The following is a 24,078-nucleotide window of genomic DNA, read 5'->3' as shown; positions in this document are numbered from 1 at the left end:
CCTTTACGCGAGGCCGAGGCCGCCGACGATCATGTCGATGATCTTGATGCCGATGAACGGCGCCACCAGCCCGCCAAGGCCGTAGATCGCAAGGTTGCGCGCCAGCAGCGGCCCAGCACCCATGGGGCGGTACGTTACGCCTTTCAGCGCCAGAGGCACGAGCAGCGGGATGATGAGCGCGTTGAAGATGATGGCGGACAGTATCGCGCTTTGCGGCGTAGATAGGCCCATGACGTTGAGGACGCCGAGGCCCGGATAGAGCGTAACGAACATCGCCGGGATGATCGCGAAATATTTGGCGACGTCATTGGCGACGGAGAAGGTTGTGAGCGCCCCGCGCGTCATCAGCATCTGCTTGCCCAGACCCACTACCTCGATCAGCTTGGTCGGATCGCTGTCCAGGTCTACCATATTGCCTGCCTCGCGCGCGGCCTGCGTGCCGGTGTTCATCGCAACGCCCACATCGGCCTGCGCCAGCGCGGGCGCGTCGTTGGTGCCGTCGCCACACATCGCCACCAGCTTCCCGCCTTGCTGCTCCCTGCGGATGAGGCCCAGCTTGTCCTCCGGCGTCGCCTGCGCAAGGAAATCGTCCACGCCCGCCTCGGCCGCGATGGCGGCGGCGGTCAGCGGATTGTCGCCGGTGATCATCACGGTGCGGATGCCCATGCGGCGAAGCTCCGCGAACCGCTCCCGGATGCCAGCCTTAACAATGTCCTTGAGCGCGATGGCGCCCAGCAGCCTGCCGTCCTGCGCGACTGCCAGCGGGGTCATGCCCGCCCGGGCGATCTCGTCGGTGATGCGCCGCAGTTCGGTCGCTGCGGCGGTCTCGTCCAGACCGGGATTGGCCTTCAGGATCGAGTCCACCGCCCCCTTCTGGATCAGCGTTCCGCCCACCCTGACGCCGGAGATGCGGTTCTGGGCGGTGAAGGAGATAACCTCCGCGCCCTCGGGCAGGGACGTTGTCCCGACGCCGAATTTCCCGCGGGCCAGCACCACGATGGAGCGACCCTCCGGCGTTTCGTCGGCCAGGCTGGCGAGCAGGGCGGCTTCAGCCAGCTGGCCTGGCTGTGCGCCACCCACCGTCCGGAACTCCGACGCCTGCCGGTCGCCAATGGTGATCGTCCCCGTCTTGTCGAGCAGCAGCACGTCGATGTCCCCAGCGGCCTCCACCGCCCGGCCCGACTTGGCCAGTACATTGAAGCGCACCAGCCGATCCATGCCCGCAATGCCGATGGCCGACAGCAGGGCAGCGATAGTCGTGGGAATGAGCGTGATGAGCAGGGCCGCGAGAATGGCGACGGGGATTGCCCCACCGGCATAGCTGGCAAAGCCCGGAACAGTGCCGACCGCGATCAGGAATATGATGGTGAGGCCGACCAGAAGGATGGTGAGCGCGATCTCGTTCGGCGTCTTCTGCCGCTCCGCGCCCTCGACCAGGGCGATCATCCGGTCGAGAAAGCCCTGGCCTGGATCGACGGTCACCCTGACCCTGATCTCGTCGGAAATGACGCGGGTGCCCGCCGTTACGGCCGAGCGATCGCCGCCCGCCTCGCGGATCACTGGCGCGGATTCTCCCGTGATCGCGGATTCGTTGACGGAAGCCACGCCCTCGACCACTTCGCCGTCTGCGGGGATCAGGTCTCCGGTGGTGACCAGCACGATGTCGCCTGCGCGCAGCTGGCTGGCGGGGATCTCCTCGACCCGGCCGTTCTTCTCGCGGCGGGCGACCAACTCCGCCTTGGTGGCGCGGAGAGACGCGGCCTGCGCCTTGCCACGCCCTTCGGCCAGCGCCTCGGCAAAGGTGCCGAACAACACCGTCAGCCACAGCCAGATGACCAGTTGAAGCTTGAAACCAACGCCCAGCGTATCGGTGCCGATGACGAGCAGGATCGTCAGCAGTAAAGCCACGCTTGCCGTCACGAACATTACCGGGTTGCGGATCAGTTGCCTGGGATGAAGCTTGAAAAAGGCGTCGCGGATCGCGGGTGCGATCAATTCGGCCGTGAACAGGGATTTGCTGGTTGCGCGAGCCATTGGGCGCCCCCCTTCTAGAAAAGTTGCTCGCGGATCATGGCGAGATGATCGGCGATGGGACCAAGCGCGAGGCTCGGCAGGAAGGTGAGACCGCCCACGATCAGGATGATCCCGACGAGCAGCCCGACCCAAAGGCCGCCGGTCGTGGGGAAAGACCCGGCGCTCTCGGGCGTATGCCTCTTCGCGGCGAGGCTGCCCGCGATCGCCAGCATCGGCACGATGACGAAGAAGCGTCCCAGCCACATCGCCACGCCCAGCAGCGCGTTATAAAAGGGCGTGCCCGCCGTCAGCCCGGCAAAGGCGGACCCGTTATTGCCGGTGGCCGAAGTGTAGGCGTAGAGGATTTCGCTAAATCCGTGCGGTCCCTTGTTGAGCGGCCCGGCCAGCCCGGCAGGCAACACCGCGCTGACCGCCGTCAGGCCAAGGATGCATAGCGGCAGGATGGCGATGGCGAGCACCGCCAGCTTCACCTCCCGCGCCTCGATCTTCTTGCCGACATATTCCGGTGTCCTGCCGACCATCAGCCCTGCGACGAACACGGCAAGGATGGCGAACAGCAGGAACCCGTATATGCCCGCGCCGACGCCGCCGATGACGACTTCACCCAGCTGTATGTTGAACAAGGGGATCATGCCGCCCAGCGCGGTGAAGCTGTCATGCATGGCGTTGACCGCGCCGCAACTCGCCGCCGTAGTGACGACCGAGAAAAGGGCGGAGGCGGGGATGCCGAACCGGACTTCCTTGCCCTCCATATTGCCACCGGCAACACCAAGATTGTGAAGAACGGGATTGCCCGCCGCCTCCTGCCAGTAAGTGACGGCCACGCCCAGGAGGAACAAAAACGTCATGGCCGACAATATCGCCCAGCCCTGCCGGGTATTCCCCACGGCCTTGCCGAAGCACCAGGTAAGGCCGAAGCCGATCACGAATATGGACAGCATCTGGATCAGGTTGGTGAGCGCGGTCGGATTTTCGAACGGGTGCGCCGAATTCGCGTTGAAGAAGCCGCCGCCATTGGTGCCTAGCATCTTGATCGCTTCCTGGGAGGCGACCGGGCCAAGCGCGATAACCTGTTTGGCGCCTTCCAGCGTGGTCACATTGACTGAAGCGGCTAGCGTTTGTGGCACGCCCGAAGCGATCAAGTAAACGCCGTAAACCAGGCTGATCGGCAGCAGCAGGTAGAGGGTGACGCGGGTCACGTCCGCCCAGAAATTGCCGATGCTCGCCGCCTCGCGCCGGGCGAACCCGCGGAAGAAGGCAAAGGCAAGCGCGATGCCCGTCGCCGCTGACAGGAAATTGTGCAGCGTCAGCCCCAGCATCTGGGAGAGGTTGGACATGGCCGCCTCGCCCGAATACCATTGCCAGTTGGTGTTGGTGGTAAAGCTGATCGCGGTGTTGAACGCGCCGTCGGCGCCAATCCCTGCGTAGCCTAGGTCGTTGAGTGGCAGCACCCCCTGCAACCGCAACACGGCATAGGTGAAGATCAACCCGGCGAAGTTGAACAGCAGCATATGGGCCGCATAACGGCGCCAGCTCTGCTCTTCGTCGGGATTGATGCCGGACAGCTCGTAGAAGCCCGTTTCGATCGGCCCGAGCACGGCATGAAGCGGCGTCCGGCGTCCTTCATAGAGCGCGAACAGCCAGACGCCCATCGGCTTGGTCAGCGCCAGCAATATGCCCATGAAGGCGAATATCAGGATCCAGCCCTGAATAGTCATGGTCCGGGCTCTTCGTCAGAAGCGTTCAGGACGGATGAGCACCGCCACCAGATACAGAAGAAGGCCGATCGCCGTGATCGCCGCGAGAGTGAGGTCAAGCGTCATCCCCGCCTCCCTCACGCCTGATCGCAAAGCCGGACATAAGCCAGCGTAGCCGCCAACAGCCCGGCCAGTGCGCTAATCCAGAGCAGGTCCTGCATCGTCACGCTCCTTCCCCGGGCGCTGGCGCGGCCGAACGACGGGGCAGGCACTCAAATGCTGCGGTTCGGGTCATGTCCGATCTTCCCCAAATACGCGCCACCCGGCTGCGGCGATTCGTGAGGGGTTGCAGATATGACTGTCCGCCATTTCTTATCGAGATCGAGAAGTGGCGATCTTCATAGTATTTGCATAGGGTAGCGTCCTCCTCCCACACAGACGGGAGGCGCTTACCGGCCCAGGCAAGCGATCAGCGCAGGTCCCGGGACGGCGTTCTTCGCCAGTCAAAACCTTGCACGTGGAGAAAACCCCGTCGGGCGGGAAGGCATAAGGCTAAATACCGAAGGAAGCGCCTCGCGGAGGAATCTGCGGCTGGCTTCTTTCACATCCGGCGCACGGATATCCTTGACGGCAATTCCGGGACATTCGAACCCGAGCATTACCGCGAAATATGCTGCTAAAAATCTTCGAAAATCTGGAGCGGGCGAAGGGATTCGAACCCTCGACCCCAACCTTGGCAACTTTGACATCCGCCTACGCCACCGTTTTCGACTGTACTATTTTCTACGATATTTCAAATAGATATTGATTTCAATCTGCGACGTCCTATCCTCCAATTCGCTGCGAAACGGCTCATTTCTATTACGTCCTTATTACTTTTGGGTCGGCCGAAGCCCGCGTAATAAATTGGAGGAGCTTCCGATGGCGCAAGCCAAGCTGAACAAGCGGACGGTTGATGCACTCGTCCCCCCCAAGGCGGGCCAGGACTTCATCTGGGACACCGAGATCAAGGGCTTTGGAGTCCGGGTCGGCTCCACGGGTGCGAAGACCTTCGTGATCCAATATGCGAACACAGAGGGGCGCCTACGCCGCATCAAGATTGGGCGCTTCGGTGTCCTCACGGTCGAGCAGGCGCGCGATCTGGCCAAGATCAAGCTCGGGGCGGTTGCCGCTGGTGAAGATCCGGCGGAAGAAGCGCGCCGCGCCCGCAATGAGATGAATGTCGCCGAGCTTTGCGACTGGTATCTGACCGAAGCACGGGCCGGCCGAATCCTCGGACGCAAGAACCGGCCGATTAAAGGGTCATCGCTCGACATGGACGAGAGCCGGATCAGGACGCACATCAAGCCGCTGCTTGGCAAGCGGATCGCGCGGCATCTGACGATTGCCGATGTCGAGGCGATGCAGACCGATGTCATGAATGGGAAGACCGAGAAGGCGCGGACGGGAGGCCGCGGCGGCAAGGCCACCGGCGGCCCCGGCGTGGCGGCGCGCTGCGTGGGCACCCTCCAGGCGATCCTCGGACATGCCAAGCACAAAGGGCTTCTCGTCGAGCATCCCACCAAGGGTGCGAAGAAGCTGGCGGGGAAGAAGAGAACGCGGCGCCTCAGCGTGGCCGAGATCGAGGCGCTGGGCAAGGCGATGGCCTATGCCGAGCACAATGGCGAAAATCCCACCGCGATTGCGGTGATCCGCACGCTCCTTCTCACAGGCTATCGCCGTGAGGAGGCACAGGCGATGCAACGGACCTGGGTTAATCCGATGGGCGGCTTCGTCGCCTTCCCGGATACCAAGGGCGATGCACAGATTCGCGCGATTGGGCCGGAAGCGATCAAGGTCGTCGTCGCGCAAGCGGAGATCGCGGGCAATCCCCACGTGTTTCCATCGACGGCGGCAGAAGGTCCGTACACGGCGGTCAGCGCCTGTCTCAAGCGAGTCTGCCAGCTCGCCGGTCTCGTCGGTGTCACGCCCCATACCTTGCGACATACGTTCGGCAGCATCGCCGGCGAACTCGGATTCTCGGAACTGACGATCCGGGCGATGCTGGGCCATGCATCGCAGAATGTAACGCAGGACTACATCCATATCGACGAAGCCTTGAAGCTCGCCGTCCGGCGCACATCGGACGAGATTGCCCGCCTGCTCGCACAGGGCGCGGCTAGGCTCGATCGGCTGCGTCTGGTCGCCTGATCTACCCACTGGACATTTGGTAACGTATATGTTACTTGAAAGGGGATGAGTTGATCGTTCAGGAGTATATTCGCGAGGACGGCTCCAGCCCGTTCCGATCATGGTTCGATGATCTCGCTTCCCAGGCTTCGGCCAAGGTGGCGACAGCCATCGTCCGGATGGAACTGGGCAATCTGTCGAACGTCAAATGGATCGGCGGCGGGCTCGGGGAATACCGGATCGATTGGGGACCGGGCTACCGGCTCTACCTCGCCCAGGATGGGGATGAACTGATCATCCTGTTCGTGGGCGGGACGAAGAAGCGGCAGCAGTCCGACATCGAACGGGCCGGCGTGCTGTTGAGAGAATACAAGGCCCGCAAGGCAGCGGCCAGGAAAGACAGGAAGTGACGAGATGGTGCTGACCCGCGATTTCAAGGAAACGGTGAAGGAGCGCGCCGCGCGCGATCCCGCTTTCGCCAAGGCCATGCTGGACGAGGCCGCAACCGCGTTCCTCAATGGCGAGCCGCACGTGGCGCGGCTGATCCTGCGCGATCTGGTTAATGCGTCGGTCGGTTTCGAGGAATTGGCGACCGAGACAAACCGTCCGAGCAAAAGCCTGCACCGGATGCTGTCGGAGAAGGGCAACCCGAGCATGGACAATCTCGCCGCAATCTTCGGTGCGGTACGCAAGCGATTGGGCGTCGCTTTCGAAGCCCATGCGGTTGAGGCCATGTAGGCAGGGAAGAACAAGATTTGGCTGTCCTCAATTCGGTGCTTTGTGAGACCGCTCTTGGCTGAATGCGGCGGTTGAGCGAACCCGTGTGTTCCGCACCATGTATGCATCAGCATTGCGTCCCCGCTGTTACCAGTCTCATCGCCCCTACTCAGAGCCTTCTTGCCGTTGCGATCAGCTTGTTGATGAGCCAGCCCAGCAAGGCCAAACCGGCGACCGCCAAGCTCATGATGATCCAGACATGCGTGTAATCGCCGTCACAGGGTGACGGCCTGCCTTCGCATCCACCTCCACCGATCATCAGTCCGCCGAACAGCGTAGGAAGTACGATGACACCAAGGATCGCCGAGGCGAGGCAACCCCAGTTGAAACGGCGAGAATCGGAAAAGGCCATCTTCTCTCTTTGCGATCATCAGAAGCTGAAGCGTGCGGTCCCGATGACCGAACGCGGGGCACCAGGAAGGTTCAGGATCGGCGAGGTGCCGTGTCCCGCGATGATGTAACACTTGTTGGTAATGTTATAGGCGTTGAGCTGGAGCCTGACTGGACCGACCTGCGCCCAGGCAAGCGCGTCGAACGTCACATAGGATGGCAGCACCGTCGTATTGGCGGGGTCGGCCCAACGGTCGCCGACATAATTGACGCCGCCGCCAAGGCCATAGCGAGTGGCGATCGTCTTGGTGAAAAACAGATTGGCCGAATTGAGAGGCGTGAGCGTGGCGCGTTTGCCAATGAGGCTCGGTGTCGCCGATTCCGTGACCCGGGTATCGAGATGGGAATAGCCAGCGATCGCGCGAAAATTCTCTGGCAGATCGAGCGCGGCGGAGATTTCGATGCCGCGCGTGCGCTGCGTGCCAATCGGCACGATCCGCTGGGTTACGGGATCGGTGCCCTTTATCCCCGTCCGCTTCAGGATGAACGCGGCAGCCTGCACCGATAGCTTACCCCCAAACAGTGCATATTTCGCGCCCACCTCCCTGTTGGTGGTCTGCTCGGGCGCGATGTCTGTATTGTTCGCAGCGAGTGCGAAGGTCTCGGCGGAAGGCTGGAAGCTGCGGCTCCACGACACATAATAGGATTGGGCGTCGTCGGGCTGCAACAGCAGCCCGACGCGCGGGCTCCAGTTGCGATCGGTGCGGGCCAGATCGGTCTGTCCGGGCAGGCGACGATCGGTCTTCTGAATGAACCAGTCATGCCGCAGGCCCAGCATCGCCTTGATGCCATGCCCGAAGTCGATCAGATCCTGCACATAGAGGCCGCGCGTATCGAGGCGCGTCACCGAATTGTCGGTAAAGGTGTTGAAGCTGTCATTGTCGACCACCGGCAGGACCGGATCGAAGATCGATGTCACCGCGACCGTCTGGCCCGCGAACCGCTGGCTGCCCTTGTTCTGGTGCGCGATCTCGAAACCGTAGAGGATGGTGTGGGCGGCGCCGAGCAGGTTCAGCTTCTGGGTGAGTTCGGTCTGATTGGACCATCCATCCTCGTCGCGGTCGAAGCGGCTGTGTTCCAGCCTCACCGTCGACGCCACAGGATCGACTGCCGAAGGGATCGTGCTCTGCCGGTCCAGCGTGTAGCGATAATGATTGAACCCGTTGCGCAGGCTGAGGCCGTCGGAGAAACGGTGGGTCACGGCGACTCGCTGTGACAGCACCTCCGAATGCGCCAAGTCGGCGTCACGGGCGTTGGCTGCCCCATAATAGGTCGAACGTGGCACATCGACGGGGCGACCGTTCAGCGCCGGAATCCCCAAGTCCATGATACGCCGGTCGTTGACGTAATCGGCTTGAACCAGGATGGTCGTATCCTGCCCGTTGCCGATCAGCAGCGACGGAGCCAGCGCAAAGCGTTTGAGGAACTGTTGCTCGCGGAAGCTGCCATTATCCTCGATGGCGCCGGTCAGCCGGAAGCCGACATGCGACGTCGGATCGAGGCGGCCGATATCCAGTTCGCTACGGTAGCTGTCCAAAGACCCTGCCGACAGGACGAAGGCAGTGATGTCGCCATCGGGCTTCTTGGTCACACGATTGACGAGGCCGCCCGACGATCCCCGGCCATAGAGGACTGCCGCCGGTCCCTTGATGACCTCGACACGATCAATGTTGGAAAGGTCGCGGTAATAGAGTGCGTCGTCCCGGAAGCCATCGACGAACTGGTCGGCGATCGCCGTGAAACCGCGTATCCTGAACTCGTCCCGCTGCCCGTCACCCGATGCGAGGGTGACGCCGGGCACGTTCTTGACGGCATCCTGAAGTGACAGCGCCCGCTGGTCGCGCAGCACTTCGGCGGGCACGACCGCGATCGACTGGGGGATATCGCGAAGCGGGAGCGCCACCTTCGCGGCGGAACTGTCCTGCGGCACATAGCCGTCCCGTAAACCGGTAACGATAATGTCAGTACGCCGCTGGTCTTCGCCGGCATCGCTAGCTTGGGCAGCCGTCGCTAGCGTCAACGCCATGAGCGCGCACGATATACGCAAACCTTGTCGAAACTTCATCACACCCCCGCATCAACCAACCTATGCTAATCCCGCCGATAGTGCGAATGATTATCACAATCAAGAATGTGGTGTCGTCTAAGCGGCTGATATACTATGTGTCTCGTACGGCGATCAGGGTCGCAGAGGGAGAGGGGCAGGTAGATGATAGCGTTTTTTCTTTTGGCGCAGGCGTCGTTGCCCGTGATAGGGGAGCCATCTCCGCATGCGAACATGCCGTCCAGCAGTTGGGCGACGCTACGGATTGAACCGTCCTTCGCGGAAACCCGCACGGAAATAGCCATCGGTACGTTGCGGTATGATCGCGACAAGAAGCAACTCGACTACTGGATGCGCCGCGAGGTGCGAGGGAGCCGAGATGGCGGCCTAACCGTTCGCTGGGCTGACAGCCGTACCTGTGCAGTCATGCGCCCAGCAATCAGCGCCATGCGGCATGCTGGATCGACGCATGTTGCGCCACCTGGTTTTGTCGAAAGCTCGCCTCCGCCCCTGGACGGCACGCTATACACTCTTGAGGCACCCGGTGTTTATCCTGGAGGCCGCATCGCTACGCTGCGGATTACCGCAAATGTTGGAACCCCGCTCGCGGCTTGGGCCGAGCGCCTGCAATCCGACATGGCGGGTTGCTGGACGGCGAAGGCGCCTTTGGCATGAGCGCGGTGATCAGGGCGATGATCCGTCGATTTGGCCTGTTCTGTCTTGCACTCGGGGCTATGACCCCATCCGTTGCCCATGCCCGCTGGATGGAAGCCCGATCGGACAATTTCATCGTCACCAGCGACGGCAATGAAGCCGATCTACGCGAATCCGCAACGCTGCTAGAAAACTATGATCGGCTGCTTCGGTCACTGACGGGCACCAGCGCGCCACCATCGCCTGCTCCTTTGAAGGTCTATATGGTCAGTTCCGCCGGAAAGCTGCGTCAGGTCGCTCGCCTCCCCGATGGCGCTCTGGGTGTCTATATGGCGCGGGTGGGGGGCACGGCGGCGCTGGCGGTTCGGGGTGATCGCCCCGGCCTTGGCGGCGAAGAAGTGCTTCTGCATGAATATACCCATCATTTCATGATCCGCTATTACCCGGCGGCCTATCCGGCATGGTACAGTGAAGGCTTCGCCGAATATGTGATGACCGCTCGCTTCCTGGCTGATCGGTTCGAGATTGGCCGTCCCAACCCGGGTAGGGCGGCATCTCTGCTGAATGGAACGTGGCTGCCGGTCGAGCGCATCTTCGCGTCGGGCCGCAGGGGGTTGTCCGCTGCGCAGCTTCCGCAGTTTTATGCGGAAAGCTGGCTGATCGTGCATTATCTCTTTGCCGCACTCGAGCGGCGCGAGGCTCTGATCCGCTATCTAGCCGATCTGCATCGCGGCATCGCCGAGCCGGCGGCTTTCCGGAGCGCCTTTGGCAAGGATCACGCCGCATTCGAAATCGATCTCAAGCGCTACAGGGACGGCGGCATCGGTTTTGGATCGATGGGCCGCCATCAGGGGCCGTCCCCCGCGATCACGGTCAGCGCACTGCCGGCATCGGCTGACGATCTTCTGTTGCGCCAGCTCGCGCTCAATCTTGGCATGGCCGATCCTGCCCTCGAGGCGGAGACGCTAGCAGCGATCCGCACGGTTGCCGCGCGTTATCCCGACGATCCCTATGCCCAGCGCGTGCGGGCGCGAGCGGAGATAGGCTCAGGTGATCGCGCCGCCGGGATCGCCATGATCGACAGGTTGATCGCGCAGACGCCCGGCGACGCGGAGCTGTTCTATTATCGCGGGATCGCGGACTTCTTCACCGGACGTCGCGATGAAGCCCGACGCCCTGAGCTTTATGCGGCCGCACATGGCTGGTTCGCAAAGGCCGTCGAAGCGGACCCCGGTTATTACACCGCGCTTTATAGGGCCGCGCTCACGGCGCCGGACACGAGCGTCGGGCGGACGGATAAGGTGGTCGGACAACTCCTGGTGGCGCACAGGCTTGCGCCGCTGGTTGGTGACATAGCCATCGACGCGGCAACGGCTCTGGTGGCCCGCCGTCGATATGAGGAGGCGACGGCCGCTATCATGCCGATCGCCGCCAATCCTCACGGCGCCAATGTCCAACGCGCCCAAGCGTTACTCGACAGGATTCAAGTGGAAGCAACTGACAGGCCATGACTGTCATTCCAACGAATTGGCGCGCTACGATGATTGCCAGTCCTGTTGCTATGTCCAGGTCATCCACAAGTGCGACGCCTCACACGGCTTCATATCGCGCTCCGGACGTGGGGACGCTTCGCTTCAGGATGAACTTTCGGGTATTCGGGAGGCCTGTCGCGTTGCCAATAATCTCTTCTGAACTGGTCCATCAGGTGCGATAGCCGGGCACAATTTATGCCTATCTCGCTTTGACCGTAGGGTAGATTAATTGTCGGCCATCGCCCCCGGAAGGATCGATCTGCTCGAAACTATCGACTGCGGGGATCGTTTTCGGCGGCGTGGCGCTCGATGAGAATGAGTTATCGCTGATCGGGTATGGAACGCCCTATTTTTTTTGGGGAGGGGCGCGCTTTTCGACGCGCCCCTCCGGAGCGTTTATCATCAAATTTACGCTATTCTAACCAAACCAGAAATCCTCCGGGGAAACTTGCTCTTCTCCGTAAAAGGTAGTTCCTCCTCCCTCTCTTACCGTAAAGGTTCCGATAGAATATATAATCCTATCATCCGGCTTTCTGACAGAATAAATGCGCACCCGGATTTCGTTACGCGATCCTCCGCAGAAGGCGACAAACTTCCGTAATCCGTCGCCGCGCTGAAGCACTTCGAACAGCGCCGTCCCTTGGATCGCTATAGCCTGTCCGTTTAAGTTCAGCGTTGTCATCGGCATATTGCGCGCCGCACCGCCTGCTGCTTCACTGGCTATTTGAAGTTTGAGATTGCCGCATCGTGCCACGATGCTTGAGCTAGAGGCAGCCCTTGCATCCTGTCCGGTCGATACGATGATATCGCCTCTGCTGCTGCCTTTCGGTCCCTCAGAAACTGGGCTCTGGCTGGACAGGGCTAGCAGGACACTGATGAGAGTTATCATAATTCAGCTCCTCACTGGATCTAAAATCCGCAGGAGGGGCTATTCTGGTTCTTATCAGTATTATCGTAGGGCCTGACCTTGTTATCCTGATTAGTTGAAATGTAGCTCAACATATTACTGTCGAACGTCTTTCCACCGGCCGTCTTCCCGGCCAACGCATCGTAGGCGCTCCAATCGTGTGCCGATGGGAAGCGCTGGTCGACGCCACCGGTGCCATATGGTTGATTATGAATAATGGCCAGCACATGAGCTCCCGGCGGGAGCGCAGCGGTATTGAATGTTACTTGGCTACCGTTCTGGTTCGTGAACGGCGGAGTGAATAGAACATGCCCACCATACTCATATATGAATGACCCGTATTCCCACCTTGCAGCATTCCCGGTGGCGTCGATCGCGTCCGCCGCTGCTTGGGCAGCATTGTTTACCCGATCGATGGGGATATTTGAACTCGCAAACGTCGTTTCGACACAGGGCGTGTCTGGGGTATCGGGATAGTCGTCCTCAGGGCCGTTGCCCCCACCTCCGGCACCAAAGCCACCGCCGCCAGTCACGATCGGGGGGCTGTAATAATAATTATTCGGCAGCCGCTGGCCGTTAACAATGATGTCGTCACCTTCGACGGGCGGCGGAACATCATCCGTGTCCTCGCCTTCGCCCCCGGCGATCTGGTCGAGCTCGTCAGCCATGAGCAGCCTAACGCCTTTAAATTCTCCGCTGAAATGCCGCATAGCCTAAATCCTCTTTTTAATTTTGATCAACCAATATCATGGGCCTTACAACACCATCCAATATATATACCTGGACAGTGTCTTTATGTATATCTGTTGTCTGACCAATAAATGCCACTGTGGAAACCGTTTTACTACAAAGAAATTGGACAGAATCTACTTTCTTAATTGGCTTAAGAAAGTAATTCCAGTTATTTATGCTATTTTTATCCATAACTTTACTATCGTTCTGATATTTTTTTACCAGCAGTCCGACATCGCTAAGGCTATATTCGAATATTACTTTTGTTCCTCCGCAATCATATTGTGTATTGGATGAAATTTTATTTGGTGAATAGGCGTCCACTAGCGGGGGCGGTGTTTGAGCAGAGGCAGCTGAAGTCGCCATCGATAAGATAGCAATGGATAATATTTTCATGGCACACTAACATCCTTTCTCGGGATGGTAGTTTCCAGATTGTTGAGCACGTCTTGCAGCGCTTTGCGCTTCCTGTAACGTGTTGTTAGCTAGCACGTTAGCGCCCAGATAGTTGTATTCCTGAAGACCAGAAGATGTCGAAATGTAAGTTCTGACTTGGCTTGAATCAGGCCCGCCCGCGAGGTCAGCAAAATATTTTAGTTGGGTCATGTCTTGTGCAGATGGACCGAAGGAATGGGGATGGTTATGAACTATTCCTACGACTTGGTTCCAGTTACTAAACCCTAACTGTTGCGGAGTATATCTGCTAAAATCAACGGTACCGCCTTCTCCTATTGCTAGGTTGGATGTATGTAAGCCTCCGTTGCCATCGGACCAAATAAAGCCAGCATATTCTCGGTTTGCATAATCTGGTTGCTGTTTGATTTGCCACTCTAAGGAAGCTGCAAGCTTATCCGCAGTCCAGTCTAGATGATAATTCCAGTTGGCCGGAACCGCTGGGGCGTTCCCTAAGCTAGGATCCCATTGCCCATTGCCGGGGCAGAGGTTTCGGTCCGTGGGAGGGCCGTCAGAACCCGATCCACCGCCGGAATAGCCTCCGCCAGAAGTTGGCGTCCAGCTAGAGTGATATCGCCTAGCTGTTACGACGATGTCATCAGCGTCTGCTGGGGGTGGCGGTTGCGGCACATCGTCCGTGTCTTCCCCATCTCCGCCCGAGATCATATCGAGTTCGTCCAGCATGAGGAGGCGAATGCCTTCGAATTCGCCGCTAAAATGCCGCATAGTCTATCTCCTTTGTTGGATGATGAGCTCTCGCTCGCCGCTTGCGAATATTGCCGTATCTGTGGCTTCGTGATCTGATGAAGCCGCCACGTTGGAACTCCTCTCATCGACTGCCTGAGGAACCACTCGGATCGCCTGACCATCGACAATCTGGTAGATGATGTCGGCCATCCTGATCGTTTCAGGACGATGCGCTACGAGAATGCGCGTGCCGCCAAGCTGTTTGATCGCTTCGACCACCCGGCTCTCCGTGGTGACGTCGAGATGAGCTGTGCCTTCATCGAGCATCAGCACGCCGGGGTTGCGATAAAGCGCGCGCGCGAGCAGCACGCGCTGTTTCTGGCCGCCTGAGAGGTTCGATCCCATATCGCCCACGGAGGTCTCGTACTTCATCGACATGCGCATGATGTCGTCGTGGATGGCGGCACGACGACAGCAATCGATGACGTGGTCCATGTCATAGTCTGGGTCGAAAAAGGCGATATTCTCTGCCAGAGACCCAGCAAACAGCGTGTCCTCCTGGCTAACGGCGCCCAGGTGCATGCGGTAGTTGCGAGCACCGAATTCCTGGATCGGAATGCCGTCGATCAGCATCCCCCCCGACGTTGGTTGCAGTAGGCCGCACAGTATCTTGAACAACGTCGTCTTACCCGCGCCGGAAGGTCCAACGAGCACCGTTGTTTTGCCCGGCTCAATGCGAAGCGACACCCCTTTGAGGACAGGCGGCTGCCCAAAACCATAGGAAAATGTCACATGTTGCAGCTCGATAACACCGATCTGGGAGAGCGGGGCGCTTCCCTCTTCCGGTTCGCGCTGCTCCAGCGCGATGTCGGAGATGCGGTCGAGATGGACATCCAGTAGACGATAGTTCAGCAACTGGTCTATCAGCCGCGTCATGGCTCCTATGAAGCTCTGCTTATAGGCTTGGAAGGCGAAGACCATACCAAGCGTGATCGATCCACTCAGCACCATGCGGATCGCGACATAGATGAACAGCAAATTCTCTATGGCGACGATGAAGCTGTTTGCCGTGTCGAAGCTGCCCGTCAGACGACCCAGCCTGATCGTGCCGTTGACGACGTCAGCCTTCCTGTTTTGCCACTGGCGCTGGCGATTGCCTTCCTGGCAGAACATCTTGATCGCAGAGATGCCGCGAATATTCTCAATGAAGGCTGATGTCTCCAACGCCTGGGCGGTCAGCACATTGGCGTTGGCGAACTTCATCGACTTGAACGACGCGAGCTTCAGAAGCGCGTAGATGAACACCACGCCGCCAGTGAGGCTCGCTAGGATCGGCGAGAAGACGATCATCAGGCAAATCGTGGCCATTGCCAACGCGCCGTCGACGACCGAGCTTACCAACCCTCGGGTCAGTAAATCCGTGATTGGCTGAAGCGAGGAAAAGCGGGACGTCACGTCACCCAGGTGCCGTTTCTCATACCATGCAGTCGGCAGGTGGATGGCATGGCGGAACAGGTTCACCGCTGTCTGGATGCTCAGGCTGTTACTGAGGCTGAGGACAAGGCGGCTTCGCACCCACATCGCGGCCGCGTTCAGGAGGAGAATGCCGGCAAAGCCAGTGGCGATGATATTGAGAAGATCAAAGTCGGAGCCGGGGAGGGCGGTGTCGATCGCCAGTTGCGTGTAGAAGGGCACGACGAGCGTTACGATCTGCATGATGATCGACAGGGCCAGTATCCGCGTCAGCGCCGGCCCCAATCCCCGGATGCGCGACCATAGCTGGCTGAGGTGCAAGCGGGTGCGCTTGACCACCGGTGTAAAGGCCGTGCTTGGTGTCAATTCCAGAACGATGCCGGTGAAGTGGCCCGAATGTGCCGCCTCGTCTAGGAGCAGCATGCCCTTTGCAGGGTCGAGAACCGAATATCGCGTACCGCGCAGGCCTGGCCGCACCTGATCGAGCACGACATAATGGTTGAGGTCCCAATGCAGGATCGCAGGCAGCGAGAGTTGCTGGAGTGAAGCTATGTCGCTTTTCAGCGCGCGACTATGAAATCCCATCTGATCGGCGATCGCAATCAGATCCTTGAGCGAGCTACCACGGGTCGATAGTGGGAAACGGCGGCGCCAAGCGGATAGGTCTCGCTTATCGCCATAATGGCGCGCGACCATCGTCAGGCAGGCAAGCCCGCATTCGCCACCCTCCGCCTGACGGACATATTTGTCATGCCCGAAGAGAAAACCGCTGCCGCTCATGTCCGCTTTCTCACCGAATTAAGCGGCTGCAGCAGCCAGTCCACGAAAGACCGTCGCTCCAGGATCACCGTACCCTGCAAGGTCATGCCGGACTGGAGCGGCACAGGGCTGCCAAAGGCGGGCACCGTCTCATTGGCGAGGCGCACGCGGATGGGGTACACCGGCTCCTCAATCTTCACCGGCACGTCGATTTCGCCGGGCGCATAGGCGGTCCGCGAGATTGAGGTGATGGTCCCGGCAAACGTGCCGAACTGTTTGTAGGGGAAGGCATCATAGGAGATGCGCACTTGCTGCCCCACTCGGATGAACCCCACTGCCTTGGACGGTGCATAGAGCTGCACCTGGAAAGTCGATCGTTGCGGCAGGACGCTCAGCAGCGGCATGCGAGGATCTACGCTGCGTCCTGGTGAGGCCTGGAGGGCTGTGACCCGACCGTCAACGGGCGAAAGGATCGTGTAACCGACATCAACCTTGGCGCGCGAACGCTGCTGGAACAGGGAGCCGAGTTCGCCTTGCAATTCCGCTCGCTGGCGCAGCTCATCCATGGGCAGCCGGCGCAACTGCGCGGCCGTCTCGTTACGCCTGGTGGCGAGTTGAACGAGCTGCTGCTTGATCTGCTCGGCGCGCTGCCGTTCAGCCAGCAAGGATTGCCGCCGCCGATCCATGTCCATCTGGCTGATGAAACCTTTCTCGGCGACGGGCGTGATCCGTCTGAGTTCCTCTTCCTTCGACCGGATGATGGCTGCCTGTATAACCGACTGCTCGCGCAGTGTGTCCTGTTCCCCAGCGTTGGTCTCGAGCGAGGCGGATAATTTCTCACGTTCGGAGGAGAGCGCGTCGTGCGCGGCTTGCATCTGCGCCTTGACGCTATCCGTCTGGTCGGTGAGTGCTGCGAGACTGTCCTTGGCGGCTCCGCGCCGCTCCTCGTCACGCATGTCGACGCCGATGAAGGCGAGGGGCTGACCACGGCGTACGGCTGAGCCCTCGCGCACGAAGACGCGCTCCGCTACGCCGGTTCGGAGTGCGAAAACCTTGGCGGAAGGCTGGGACGTTATGACCACGCCGGGCACGGCCTCTGTTCGGGGATAAGTCGCGGTCGTTGCCCAGGCAATCAACGAAAGGCTGATCACACCAATTGCTATGACAAGGCGAGAACTCATGCGGCTGTCGGACAGGACGACATCGCCGTAGAGACGCTGACGCCGCCGTTCAGTCACCTGCTCCCGGAATAGATTGTTCGCCGTTGCGACGGTCATGGCAACGCCCCCGTTATGCGAAGGCAGGGATCGGGGTTGTCTGCGGCACGGCGATCTGAATGATGTCGGCCTTCGCCAGGTCGCGGATTACGGCTTCCAAGCTTGCGGGTTCAACGTCCGGCATTTCCTGTTGAAGGCCATCCAGATCGAGCACTGTGTAGCGCGCGAGAACGAGTACGACACGGTGATGATCGCCCATGAGCTGTAACGGTGCTCCATTCACGTCAAACCGCTCGGCGCTACCATCGGCGTGGCGCGTATTCAGCATCAGCCGGGTGCCGGCGGAGAGCGGCGTTTCGGCCTGCTTGAGGAGATCTGCGATATTGAATGGGGAAACCAGGCGCTCACGTTGGCGCGAACGAGCATAGAAGGCCTCCAGGGTGGCGGGGTGCATTAGCGCCTCGCTGACCGCCGACACGGCTTCGGCCACATGGCGGGGATCTTGCGCATCGCCCATCACCGCATGGCGAACCTCGAGAAGGCCGGGCAGGACCGAGCCGCAGGCCCAGACGAAATAATCGAGAATCAACGGCGTGTGGATCGCCACCGTCAGGTGGAGGGTATCGCTGCCGGCCACCGGCTCGACCTTGTGCCACCAACCCCGGGGCACATATAGTGCGTCGCCTGCTTGCAGTATCTCGTCGATCACCGGTGCGCTGGGAAGCTCGTCCTTGCGATCGTTGCTGACCTGGCTGCTGATAGGAAGGGGGTGGGTGGGCTCGTAGATCCGCCAATGTTTGCTGCCGCCGATCTGCAAGACGAAGACGTCATGCGTATCCCAATGGACGTTGGTCGCCGGCTCGCCGCCCAGACATGCGTAAGCGTTGGATGTCGTCTGAGCGCCTACAAAGCGGCCGATCTCGGTGCAAACCTCCCTGACAATAGGCGAGACGAGTTCGATCCGGTTCAGCACGACGGTAGCGCCCTTGGACATCATCTCATAAAGCCGCTCCTTACGAACCCGGCGAGTCCTGATCCCAATGTCCACATATTCTTCGACATAGTGGGACGGATCGACGCGGCCATTATGGAGCACTTTTAAAAGCTCTCGGGTAGGATCCTGAAGATCCAGTGCTGCATCGATTGTCGACCAACTGAAGGGTGACGGATCAAAGCACTGACGTACGAGCCAAGGCTTCCGTTCGAATAATTCTTCACGAAATTCCCTTCGGTTCAAACCGAAATTAAACATTTCTACCCCCAAGCACTTATTCTTTAGTATTATTATAAATATATTACTTTCATTAATCGGTATAATAATTTAAACTGAATCATGGGTTTGAAGCGCGTCCATGTTGTGGGAAATGCTATATTATGTCTGGTTGCGGTCAACTCCATTTAATTTCGCTTCGGACAATAAAGTCCCGGAATTTCAGGCGAGTTGTTCGTTGTTTATGCCGCATCGAATGAACTATCATAATTGCCCCCTGCGGCCGGTCCGTCCTGCCGAAATTTGTTGGCCTCGAAGACAGGGCCAGCGTGGCTTCGGGGATTTGCGATTGGTTCGCAACAAAGATAATGCTACTCGCGCTGGTTGGTATCGTCGCAAGGTAGGGGCGTCGTGTTGGGTGTCTAAAATCGATAGCCTTCAGGTATTTCTTGCAGCTCAAGCGGACCTTCTCCGTTACGCAACGCGGATCACTGGCGATTCTGCAGAAGCGCAAGATGTGGTTCAGGACGCCTGGTTGCGCTTCCGCGCGACCGCTAGCTCGCGCACCCTTGAAGAACCGAGCGGCTATCTTTTCCGGATAGTCCATAACCTTGCGCTGGACAGGCAGCGGCGGGATGGACGTGAAAGTCGTATCTTCACAACCGAAGCAACCGTTGCGACCGAGCTTGTACCGAGCGACGAACCCTCCCAGCAAGCGAGCACGGAAGCGAAGGATGAACTCGCCATGCTATACAGAGCCCTGGGACAATTACCGGTCCGGACCCGCCGGGCATTCGAAATGCACCGCTTCGAGGAAATGAAGTTGATTGAGATAGCGCAGGAGCTTGGCATATCGAAGAGCCTCGCCTCGGAACTGGTGATTGAGGCCGTTGAATTCTGCAAGAAGGCCCTGCGGCGGCGCCATTGAGCCATTCTCCGATAAATTTCCGGAAATGTGGGAGTCTCGTTCGTTAAATGCATAAAGCGATGGAAGCCGCGCGCGGTCTGCTCACATGGAAAATGCTGGAAACAGGATGACTGGGGAAAAGGAGGTGGACCCAATGGGGAGCGATCTCAGTCGCCAGGCCACCGCTTGGCTGGTTCAGCTCGAGGATGAGCCGGACAATGAGGCACTGCAGGCCCAATTCATAGATTGGCTCGCCACCAGCCCCGCGCACCTCGCCGCATGGGAGGAGACCGTGCATGTGTCGGGGTTGATGTCGGTCGCCGGTCCTTTACGCGCGAGCACGCCACCGTCGCTGTCGAGGCATCGAGCTTGGCTTCCAAGGTTGGGGCGCGTCAGGAATTTCGCGGGACTGGCACTGGCGGCATGCTTCGCGTGGTCCGTTGCACCCGACCTTTCGCTTTGGGTGCGCTCGGATGAGATCACTCGAACCGCCGAACTGCGTGTGGTCAGGCTCAAGGATGGTAGCATTGCCCATCTCGCTCCGTCGACGGCTATCGCCTTTACCGGTGACGCGAAGGGGAGAAGGCTGGATCTGCTGCAAGGCGAAGCCTGGTTTGATGTCGCGCATGACGAAGCGCGGCCGTTCCGCGTCGTGGCAGGGGATAGTCGGGTGACGGTCCTCGGCACGGCCTTTTCCGTCGAAAAGATAGGCAGCAACACCGCCGTCGCGGTTCAACGAGGACGTGTGGCGGTGGAAACGCGCGATGCTGCGTCACCTCGCCGTGTCGTGCTGATTGCGGGTCAGTCAGTATGGATAAGTGAAGGCACTGCATCACGCAGCACGATCAGACCGGACAGGGTCGCGTCTTGGCGTGAGGGGGTGGCAATCGTCAACGATCAGCCGATCGGGGACGTCATCGATCAGATCCGGCCTTGGTATAAGGGCTACATCGTTGCGAGAGGGCCTGGGTTGAAGAACCGGCGGGTCAGCGGCCTCTATGATCTGCGCGATCCCGATCTGGCGCTGGAGGCGCTGAGGCGAGCGCACAATGTGACGATTTCACGAGTGTCTCCTTGGCTGCGGATCGTCACCATCGGCTAAGCCAGCACAAGAAAATTCCCTCTCCCTTCATTTTTTCCGGAATGAGGCGGCGTTCAAACGTTGAAGTTATGCAACTGCATCGCAATAGCGATTTAGTTGGTGGTCAACGTCGATGCGGGGGTGGGTTAGGTGAGTTCGGGGAGTAACTGCAGGAAGTTCGGAAGCCGCCCGTTTTGGGCTGGGGCACTGCTCGCTTCGGCGGCGGTCGCTGGAGTGAGTGCGCCGACCGTGACTCAGGCGCAGTCGGCCGCGCCGGAGCGCGCGCGCGCGTTCGACATAGCGCCGCAGCCTGTTGTCGATGCGCTGACAGATTTCGGGCGGCAGTCGGGGCTGCAGGTCAGCATGGATGCCGATCAAGTTCGGGGCCTCTCGTCCCCAGGCGTTCAGGGCACGATGACGCCTTCGCAAGCGCTCCAGCATCTTCTTGCCTCCACCGGTTTGGCGGCCCACATCGAGGGCAGGATCGTTTCGTTGCGCAAGGTCTCGGTCATTGCAGTCGATCAACCTCGGTCCGACACCATCTTCCTTGGTTCTCTTCGTGTCGAGGGTGCGCCCGTCGAAACCGCTGCTTCTGAAACTGGTGCTGAGCGCGATGCTCGGCGGAAGGACGCCATATATGATCAGGACATTTCGTCCACCTATGCTGGCCAGGAAGAGGTCGAGCGCTACAAGGGCGTTAACACCGCCGATGTGCTCAAGGGTATGGTCAACGTGTTCAGCGGCGATGCGCGCAACGGCGGGGCTCTGGATCCCAGCATTCGCGGCATCCAGGGGCCGGGGCGCGTGCCCGTCATCATCGACGGCACGGAACAGGCTCTGACCGTTTGGCGCGGCTACAATGGTGCAAGCAATCGCAGCTATGTCGATCCCAGCCTGATTTCCGGCCTTCAGGTTTTGAAGGGGCCGGTTTCGACGCGGGGAGTCAACGGCTCCACGGGCGGCGCTATCGTCATCAACACGCTCGATGCGGCCGACATCCTCCAGCCCGACAAGAATTTCGGAATCGAGCTGAGGCTCGAGGGCGGCAATAATTCGACCAATCCGCGGCTGCCGACGCTGATCACCGGCCTAGACTATCGGACGATCCCTGATTTTGTCTGCTCAGGCATCGGCGCATCGCCGACCTATGCCTTTTGCGACCCCTCGCTGCGGGTAAACCTGCACACGCCCGATGACAACGAGTCCTTTTCGGCTGGCGACCGCGCGATCCGCCTGGCTGTGGCGGGCCGGGCAGGCAATTTCGATCTCTTCGGCGCCTATGCCTTCCGTGAGCGCGGCAACTATTTTTCCGGCGAGACGGCTCCCGGCTATTACAGCCAAGAAGATCTCCCGCTCAATTCACACACATTCGTCCGCAAGCTGGGGCTCAACTATGAGCCCGGCAATGAGGTCCCTAACACCTCGAGCAAGCTGGAATCCTTCCTGTTCAAGGCGACGTGGCGCATCGCGGACGATCAGGCGATGCAACTCGGCTTCCGCGACAGCAAGTCGACCTTTGGCGATATTCTGCCATCGCGCATCTTCACGGTGCGCGGCCCTACGTTCGGGAATGTCCAGTGGCCGCTCAGCAAAGTGCATGCGCAGGCCTATAACGCCGAATATAAATGGCAGCCGGACAGCCGCTGGATCGATTTCCGCGCCACGGCCTGGGCCACCGATACGGTCAGCGACACCTATAGCTCGGGCGGTTTCCCCAATGCGGCGTCCTTCGCCGATCCGATCATTCAGAACACGGCGATCTCGAACTCCGACAATGACCGGTACGGCTTCACCGCCAGCAACCAGTTCAATCTGTCGTCAAAGCTGAGCTTTCTTGTGGAAGGAAACTGGCAGCACGAGCGGCTCCGCTCCGGCGACGAATATTCGACCGCTGCGGCTAATGGCTGGCGGCAGTTGCCTCGCGCTGGGCGGCGCGAGGAGTATCGCATCAACGTCAGCGGTGAGTGGCGGCCGACGAGTTTCCTCAAGCTCAATGCTGGTCTGTCATACTCCGGATACTGGGCTGAAGACGACTTCCTGCCGGAATATCTAAGGCGACAGGGCGGGTCGATCAGCCGACCAGTTACGACGAGCTGGAGCACATCCTATCAGACTGTCGGCTCCAGCTTCGCCGATTATGAGACTTATTGGCGTAACCAACTCGCTGGCTTTGGCTTTTCTTCCGAAGATATCGAAGCTTTCCTTCCCGCTTTTGTAGCAGACTATGATCCAAACATACCTTTCAACATAACTCACAACGGTCCTGACTGGACTCCAGATGCTGAGGGTGGGTTCAGGCGAGCTGATAATATCTGCCTCAATGGCTCACTGAGCGGCGTTGCGAATTATTCGGGAACATGCATCGCAATAGCGAACAACACGTTCATTCCCGTCACGGAGGCCAAACGTAAATCCGGCCATGGCTGGGCGCCGACGGTGTCTGCCACCGCCTATATCAGCACCGCGAGTCGGGCCTATGTCCGATACGCTGAGGCCTATCGCTTCCCCAGCATGTTCGAGAGTACCATCGGTTTCTCGGCCTCGATCAACCCGCAGCGCGATCTGAAGCCCGAGCATATCCGTTCTTGGGAAGCTGCTTGGATTCAGGATCTTCGGCCGCTGTTTCGCCTCGGTGAAGGTCAGCATGCTGATCTCAAGCTTACCTGGTTCCACAACACCACGCGCAATGTGATCGAGAGAAGCACCAACCTGATGTTCAGCAACATCGAGAAGCAGGTGGTCGCCGGATTCGAGCTGCAGGCGCGCTTCGACAATGGCAGCTTCTTCACCGACCTCAGCGCCAGCCACATGACCACCAACAAGGCTTGTGACGAAAGCGTCGCCACACAGTTGGATGCGTCGCGCGGGCGCGTTCCGGATTGCGTCAAATATGGCTTCCTCTCGGGCTTCCTGCTCACGCAGGCTACGCCGGAGGATACGGTCAACTGGACCGTCGGCGGGCGTTTCTTCGATCGCAGGCTCGAAGTCGGCGGGCGTTTCACCTGGTACGCTGGTTATGACAATCCGCAACTCGCGGAATTCACCAATCCCGAAGACTGCATCGGCGGATGCTTCCTCAACATCCCCTATACCTGGGGCGAGATCATCACCCTTGATGCTTATGCTAAGTTCAGGATTAGCGACCGCTTCAGCGCGGAGCTATCGGGCCTCAATCTCAACAACCGCTATTATCTCGACCCTCTGTCACGCTCCATGCTGCCCGCTCCGGGCCGGACGGTGCGGTTCAGCCTGACAGGGAGGTTCTGAGGCGAGCTTCAGGGCCGCCACTCACGTCCATCAATCCTCACAAGACCGGGATGCTGGTGACGACCCTGGATGAACGCGCTCGAACGGT

At 59.7% G+C, this 24,078-nt stretch carries 20 protein-coding genes; 8 read left to right on the top strand and 12 right to left on the bottom strand.

What is annotated here, in order from left to right; all coding sequences use genetic code 11:
- Nucleotides 1-3: 3 nt before the first annotated feature.
- The 3 genes from kdpB to kdpF are packed head-to-tail and all read right to left on the bottom strand — an operon-like array spanning nt 4 to nt 3,857.
- Entirely contained in the window at nt 4-2,034 is a 2,031-nt protein-coding gene (gene kdpB / locus ACZ5YV_RS10790) for a potassium-transporting ATPase subunit KdpB (protein ID WP_464787619.1), read from the bottom strand.
- Between the two features lie 14 nt (nt 2,035-2,048).
- The gene (kdpA, locus tag ACZ5YV_RS10785) at nt 2,049-3,752 is read right to left on the bottom strand and encodes a potassium-transporting ATPase subunit KdpA (RefSeq protein WP_464787618.1); all 1,704 of its coding nucleotides are present in this window, start codon (nt 3,750-3,752) and stop codon (nt 2,049-2,051) included.
- A gap of 15 nt (nt 3,753-3,767) precedes the next feature.
- Nucleotides 3,768-3,857 (bottom strand): K(+)-transporting ATPase subunit F, encoded by a 90-nt coding sequence (gene kdpF / locus ACZ5YV_RS10780; RefSeq protein ID WP_449474375.1) that lies wholly within the window; start codon nt 3,855-3,857, stop codon nt 3,768-3,770.
- A 795-nt stretch (nt 3,858-4,652) separates the two neighbouring features.
- Between kdpF and ACZ5YV_RS10775 the strand changes: the two genes are divergently transcribed.
- From ACZ5YV_RS10775 to ACZ5YV_RS10765, 3 genes are read left to right on the top strand one after another with little or no spacing between them, the layout of a single operon-like run.
- Complete coding sequence (locus ACZ5YV_RS10775; RefSeq protein WP_464787617.1) at nt 4,653-5,921, top strand: tyrosine-type recombinase/integrase; 1,269 nt, start codon at nt 4,653-4,655, stop codon at nt 5,919-5,921.
- Nucleotides 5,922-5,971: 50 nt separating this feature from the next.
- Nucleotides 5,972-6,310 carry a type II toxin-antitoxin system RelE/ParE family toxin gene (locus ACZ5YV_RS10770; RefSeq protein WP_464787616.1) on the top strand — a complete coding sequence of 113 codons (339 nt, stop codon included), beginning with the start codon at nt 5,972-5,974 and terminating at the stop codon, nt 6,308-6,310.
- 4 nt (nt 6,311-6,314) lie between these two features.
- Complete coding sequence (locus tag ACZ5YV_RS10765; RefSeq protein WP_464787615.1) at nt 6,315-6,638, top strand: helix-turn-helix domain-containing transcriptional regulator; 324 nt, start codon at nt 6,315-6,317, stop codon at nt 6,636-6,638.
- Nucleotides 6,639-6,786: 148 nt separating this feature from the next.
- On the opposite strand, the gene ACZ5YV_RS10760 is transcribed toward ACZ5YV_RS10765, so the two are convergent.
- A complete protein-coding gene (locus ACZ5YV_RS10760; RefSeq protein ID WP_464787614.1) occupies nt 6,787-7,029 on the bottom strand; it encodes a hypothetical protein in 243 nt (80 codons plus the stop codon).
- 18 nt (nt 7,030-7,047) lie between these two features.
- Nucleotides 7,048-9,093, bottom strand: a complete 2,046-nt coding sequence (locus ACZ5YV_RS10755; RefSeq protein WP_464787613.1) for a TonB-dependent receptor — start codon at nt 9,091-9,093, stop codon at nt 7,048-7,050.
- 183 nt (nt 9,094-9,276) lie between these two features.
- Here ACZ5YV_RS10755 and ACZ5YV_RS10750 point away from each other — a divergent pair, with 183 nt between their 5' ends.
- Together ACZ5YV_RS10750 and ACZ5YV_RS10745 are read left to right on the top strand one after the other, a co-directional pair.
- Complete coding sequence (locus ACZ5YV_RS10750; RefSeq protein WP_464787612.1) at nt 9,277-9,786, top strand: hypothetical protein; 510 nt, start codon at nt 9,277-9,279, stop codon at nt 9,784-9,786.
- A complete protein-coding gene (locus ACZ5YV_RS10745; protein ID WP_464787611.1) occupies nt 9,783-11,276 on the top strand; it encodes a hypothetical protein in 1,494 nt (497 codons plus the stop codon). The genes ACZ5YV_RS10750 and ACZ5YV_RS10745 overlap by 4 nt, the downstream gene beginning before the upstream one ends.
- A gap of 439 nt (nt 11,277-11,715) precedes the next feature.
- Here ACZ5YV_RS10745 and ACZ5YV_RS10740 read toward each other — a convergent pair whose 3' ends face one another.
- The 7 genes from ACZ5YV_RS10740 to ACZ5YV_RS10710 are packed head-to-tail and all read right to left on the bottom strand — an operon-like array spanning nt 11,716 to nt 18,777.
- On the bottom strand, nt 11,716-12,186 hold the full coding sequence (locus tag ACZ5YV_RS10740) for a hypothetical protein (protein ID WP_464787610.1): 471 nt from the start codon (nt 12,184-12,186) through the stop codon (nt 11,716-11,718).
- Between the two features lie 20 nt (nt 12,187-12,206).
- The gene (locus ACZ5YV_RS10735) at nt 12,207-12,872 is read right to left on the bottom strand and encodes a hypothetical protein (RefSeq protein ID WP_464787609.1); all 666 of its coding nucleotides are present in this window, start codon (nt 12,870-12,872) and stop codon (nt 12,207-12,209) included.
- A gap of 58 nt (nt 12,873-12,930) precedes the next feature.
- Nucleotides 12,931-13,332, bottom strand: coding sequence for a hypothetical protein (locus ACZ5YV_RS10730; protein ID WP_464787608.1), 402 nt, complete (start codon nt 13,330-13,332; stop codon nt 12,931-12,933).
- Between the two features lie 6 nt (nt 13,333-13,338).
- Nucleotides 13,339-14,115 (bottom strand): hypothetical protein, encoded by a 777-nt coding sequence (locus tag ACZ5YV_RS10725; RefSeq protein ID WP_464787607.1) that lies wholly within the window; start codon nt 14,113-14,115, stop codon nt 13,339-13,341.
- A 3-nt stretch (nt 14,116-14,118) separates the two neighbouring features.
- The gene (locus ACZ5YV_RS10720; RefSeq protein WP_464787606.1) at nt 14,119-16,329 is read right to left on the bottom strand and encodes a peptidase domain-containing ABC transporter; all 2,211 of its coding nucleotides are present in this window, start codon (nt 16,327-16,329) and stop codon (nt 14,119-14,121) included.
- Nucleotides 16,326-17,585: an HlyD family secretion protein gene (locus ACZ5YV_RS10715; protein WP_464787605.1), complete on the bottom strand. Its 1,260-nt coding sequence runs from the start codon at nt 17,583-17,585 to the stop codon at nt 16,326-16,328. The genes ACZ5YV_RS10720 and ACZ5YV_RS10715 overlap by 4 nt, the downstream gene beginning before the upstream one ends.
- A gap of 13 nt (nt 17,586-17,598) precedes the next feature.
- Complete coding sequence (locus ACZ5YV_RS10710) at nt 17,599-18,777, bottom strand: JmjC domain-containing protein (protein WP_464787604.1); 1,179 nt, start codon at nt 18,775-18,777, stop codon at nt 17,599-17,601.
- A gap of 376 nt (nt 18,778-19,153) precedes the next feature.
- On the opposite strand from ACZ5YV_RS10710, the gene ACZ5YV_RS10705 reads away from it, so the two are divergent.
- From ACZ5YV_RS10705 to ACZ5YV_RS10695, 3 genes are all read left to right on the top strand, one after another.
- Nucleotides 19,154-19,663 carry a sigma-70 family RNA polymerase sigma factor gene (locus ACZ5YV_RS10705; RefSeq protein ID WP_464787603.1) on the top strand — a complete coding sequence of 170 codons (510 nt, stop codon included), beginning with the start codon at nt 19,154-19,156 and terminating at the stop codon, nt 19,661-19,663.
- A 133-nt stretch (nt 19,664-19,796) separates the two neighbouring features.
- Nucleotides 19,797-20,744, top strand: a complete 948-nt coding sequence (locus ACZ5YV_RS10700; RefSeq protein ID WP_464787602.1) for a FecR family protein — start codon at nt 19,797-19,799, stop codon at nt 20,742-20,744.
- A 213-nt stretch (nt 20,745-20,957) separates the two neighbouring features.
- Nucleotides 20,958-23,990 (top strand): TonB-dependent receptor, encoded by a 3,033-nt coding sequence (locus tag ACZ5YV_RS10695; RefSeq protein WP_464787601.1) that lies wholly within the window; start codon nt 20,958-20,960, stop codon nt 23,988-23,990.
- Nucleotides 23,991-24,078 lie beyond the last annotated feature (88 nt).

Source organism: Sphingobium sp. TomTYG46 (genome assembly GCF_055396345.1).
The sequence above is the reverse complement of the archived record's forward strand: the minus strand, read 5'-3'. Positions and strand labels throughout refer to the sequence as shown.

Excerpts from the sequence above, each read along its gene's own strand:
- kdpB (WP_464787619.1), bottom strand. The coding sequence starts at position 2,034 with ATGGCTCGCGCAACCAGCAAATCCCTGTTCACGGCCGAATTGATCGCA.
- kdpA (WP_464787618.1), bottom strand. The coding sequence starts at position 3,752 with ATGACTATTCAGGGCTGGATCCTGATATTCGCCTTCATGGGCATATTG.
- kdpF (WP_449474375.1), bottom strand. The coding sequence starts at position 3,857 with ATGACGCTTGACCTCACTCTCGCGGCGATCACGGCGATCGGCCTTCTT.
- ACZ5YV_RS10775 (WP_464787617.1), top strand. The coding sequence starts at position 4,653 with ATGGCGCAAGCCAAGCTGAACAAGCGGACGGTTGATGCACTCGTCCCC.
- ACZ5YV_RS10765 (WP_464787615.1), top strand. The coding sequence starts at position 6,315 with ATGGTGCTGACCCGCGATTTCAAGGAAACGGTGAAGGAGCGCGCCGCG.
- ACZ5YV_RS10760 (WP_464787614.1), bottom strand. The coding sequence starts at position 7,029 with ATGGCCTTTTCCGATTCTCGCCGTTTCAACTGGGGTTGCCTCGCCTCG.
- ACZ5YV_RS10755 (WP_464787613.1), bottom strand. The coding sequence starts at position 9,093 with ATGGCGTTGACGCTAGCGACGGCTGCCCAAGCTAGCGATGCCGGCGAA.
- ACZ5YV_RS10750 (WP_464787612.1), top strand. The coding sequence starts at position 9,277 with ATGATAGCGTTTTTTCTTTTGGCGCAGGCGTCGTTGCCCGTGATAGGG.
- ACZ5YV_RS10745 (WP_464787611.1), top strand. The coding sequence starts at position 9,783 with ATGAGCGCGGTGATCAGGGCGATGATCCGTCGATTTGGCCTGTTCTGT.
- ACZ5YV_RS10740 (WP_464787610.1), bottom strand. The coding sequence starts at position 12,186 with ATGATAACTCTCATCAGTGTCCTGCTAGCCCTGTCCAGCCAGAGCCCA.
- ACZ5YV_RS10735 (WP_464787609.1), bottom strand. The coding sequence starts at position 12,872 with ATGGCTGACGAGCTCGACCAGATCGCCGGGGGCGAAGGCGAGGACACG.
- ACZ5YV_RS10730 (WP_464787608.1), bottom strand. The coding sequence starts at position 13,332 with ATGAAAATATTATCCATTGCTATCTTATCGATGGCGACTTCAGCTGCC.
- ACZ5YV_RS10725 (WP_464787607.1), bottom strand. The coding sequence starts at position 14,115 with ATGCGGCATTTTAGCGGCGAATTCGAAGGCATTCGCCTCCTCATGCTG.
- ACZ5YV_RS10720 (WP_464787606.1), bottom strand. The coding sequence starts at position 16,329 with ATGAGCGGCAGCGGTTTTCTCTTCGGGCATGACAAATATGTCCGTCAG.
- ACZ5YV_RS10715 (WP_464787605.1), bottom strand. The coding sequence starts at position 17,585 with ATGACCGTCGCAACGGCGAACAATCTATTCCGGGAGCAGGTGACTGAA.
- ACZ5YV_RS10710 (WP_464787604.1), bottom strand. The coding sequence starts at position 18,777 with ATGTTTAATTTCGGTTTGAACCGAAGGGAATTTCGTGAAGAATTATTC.
- ACZ5YV_RS10700 (WP_464787602.1), top strand. The coding sequence starts at position 19,797 with ATGGGGAGCGATCTCAGTCGCCAGGCCACCGCTTGGCTGGTTCAGCTC.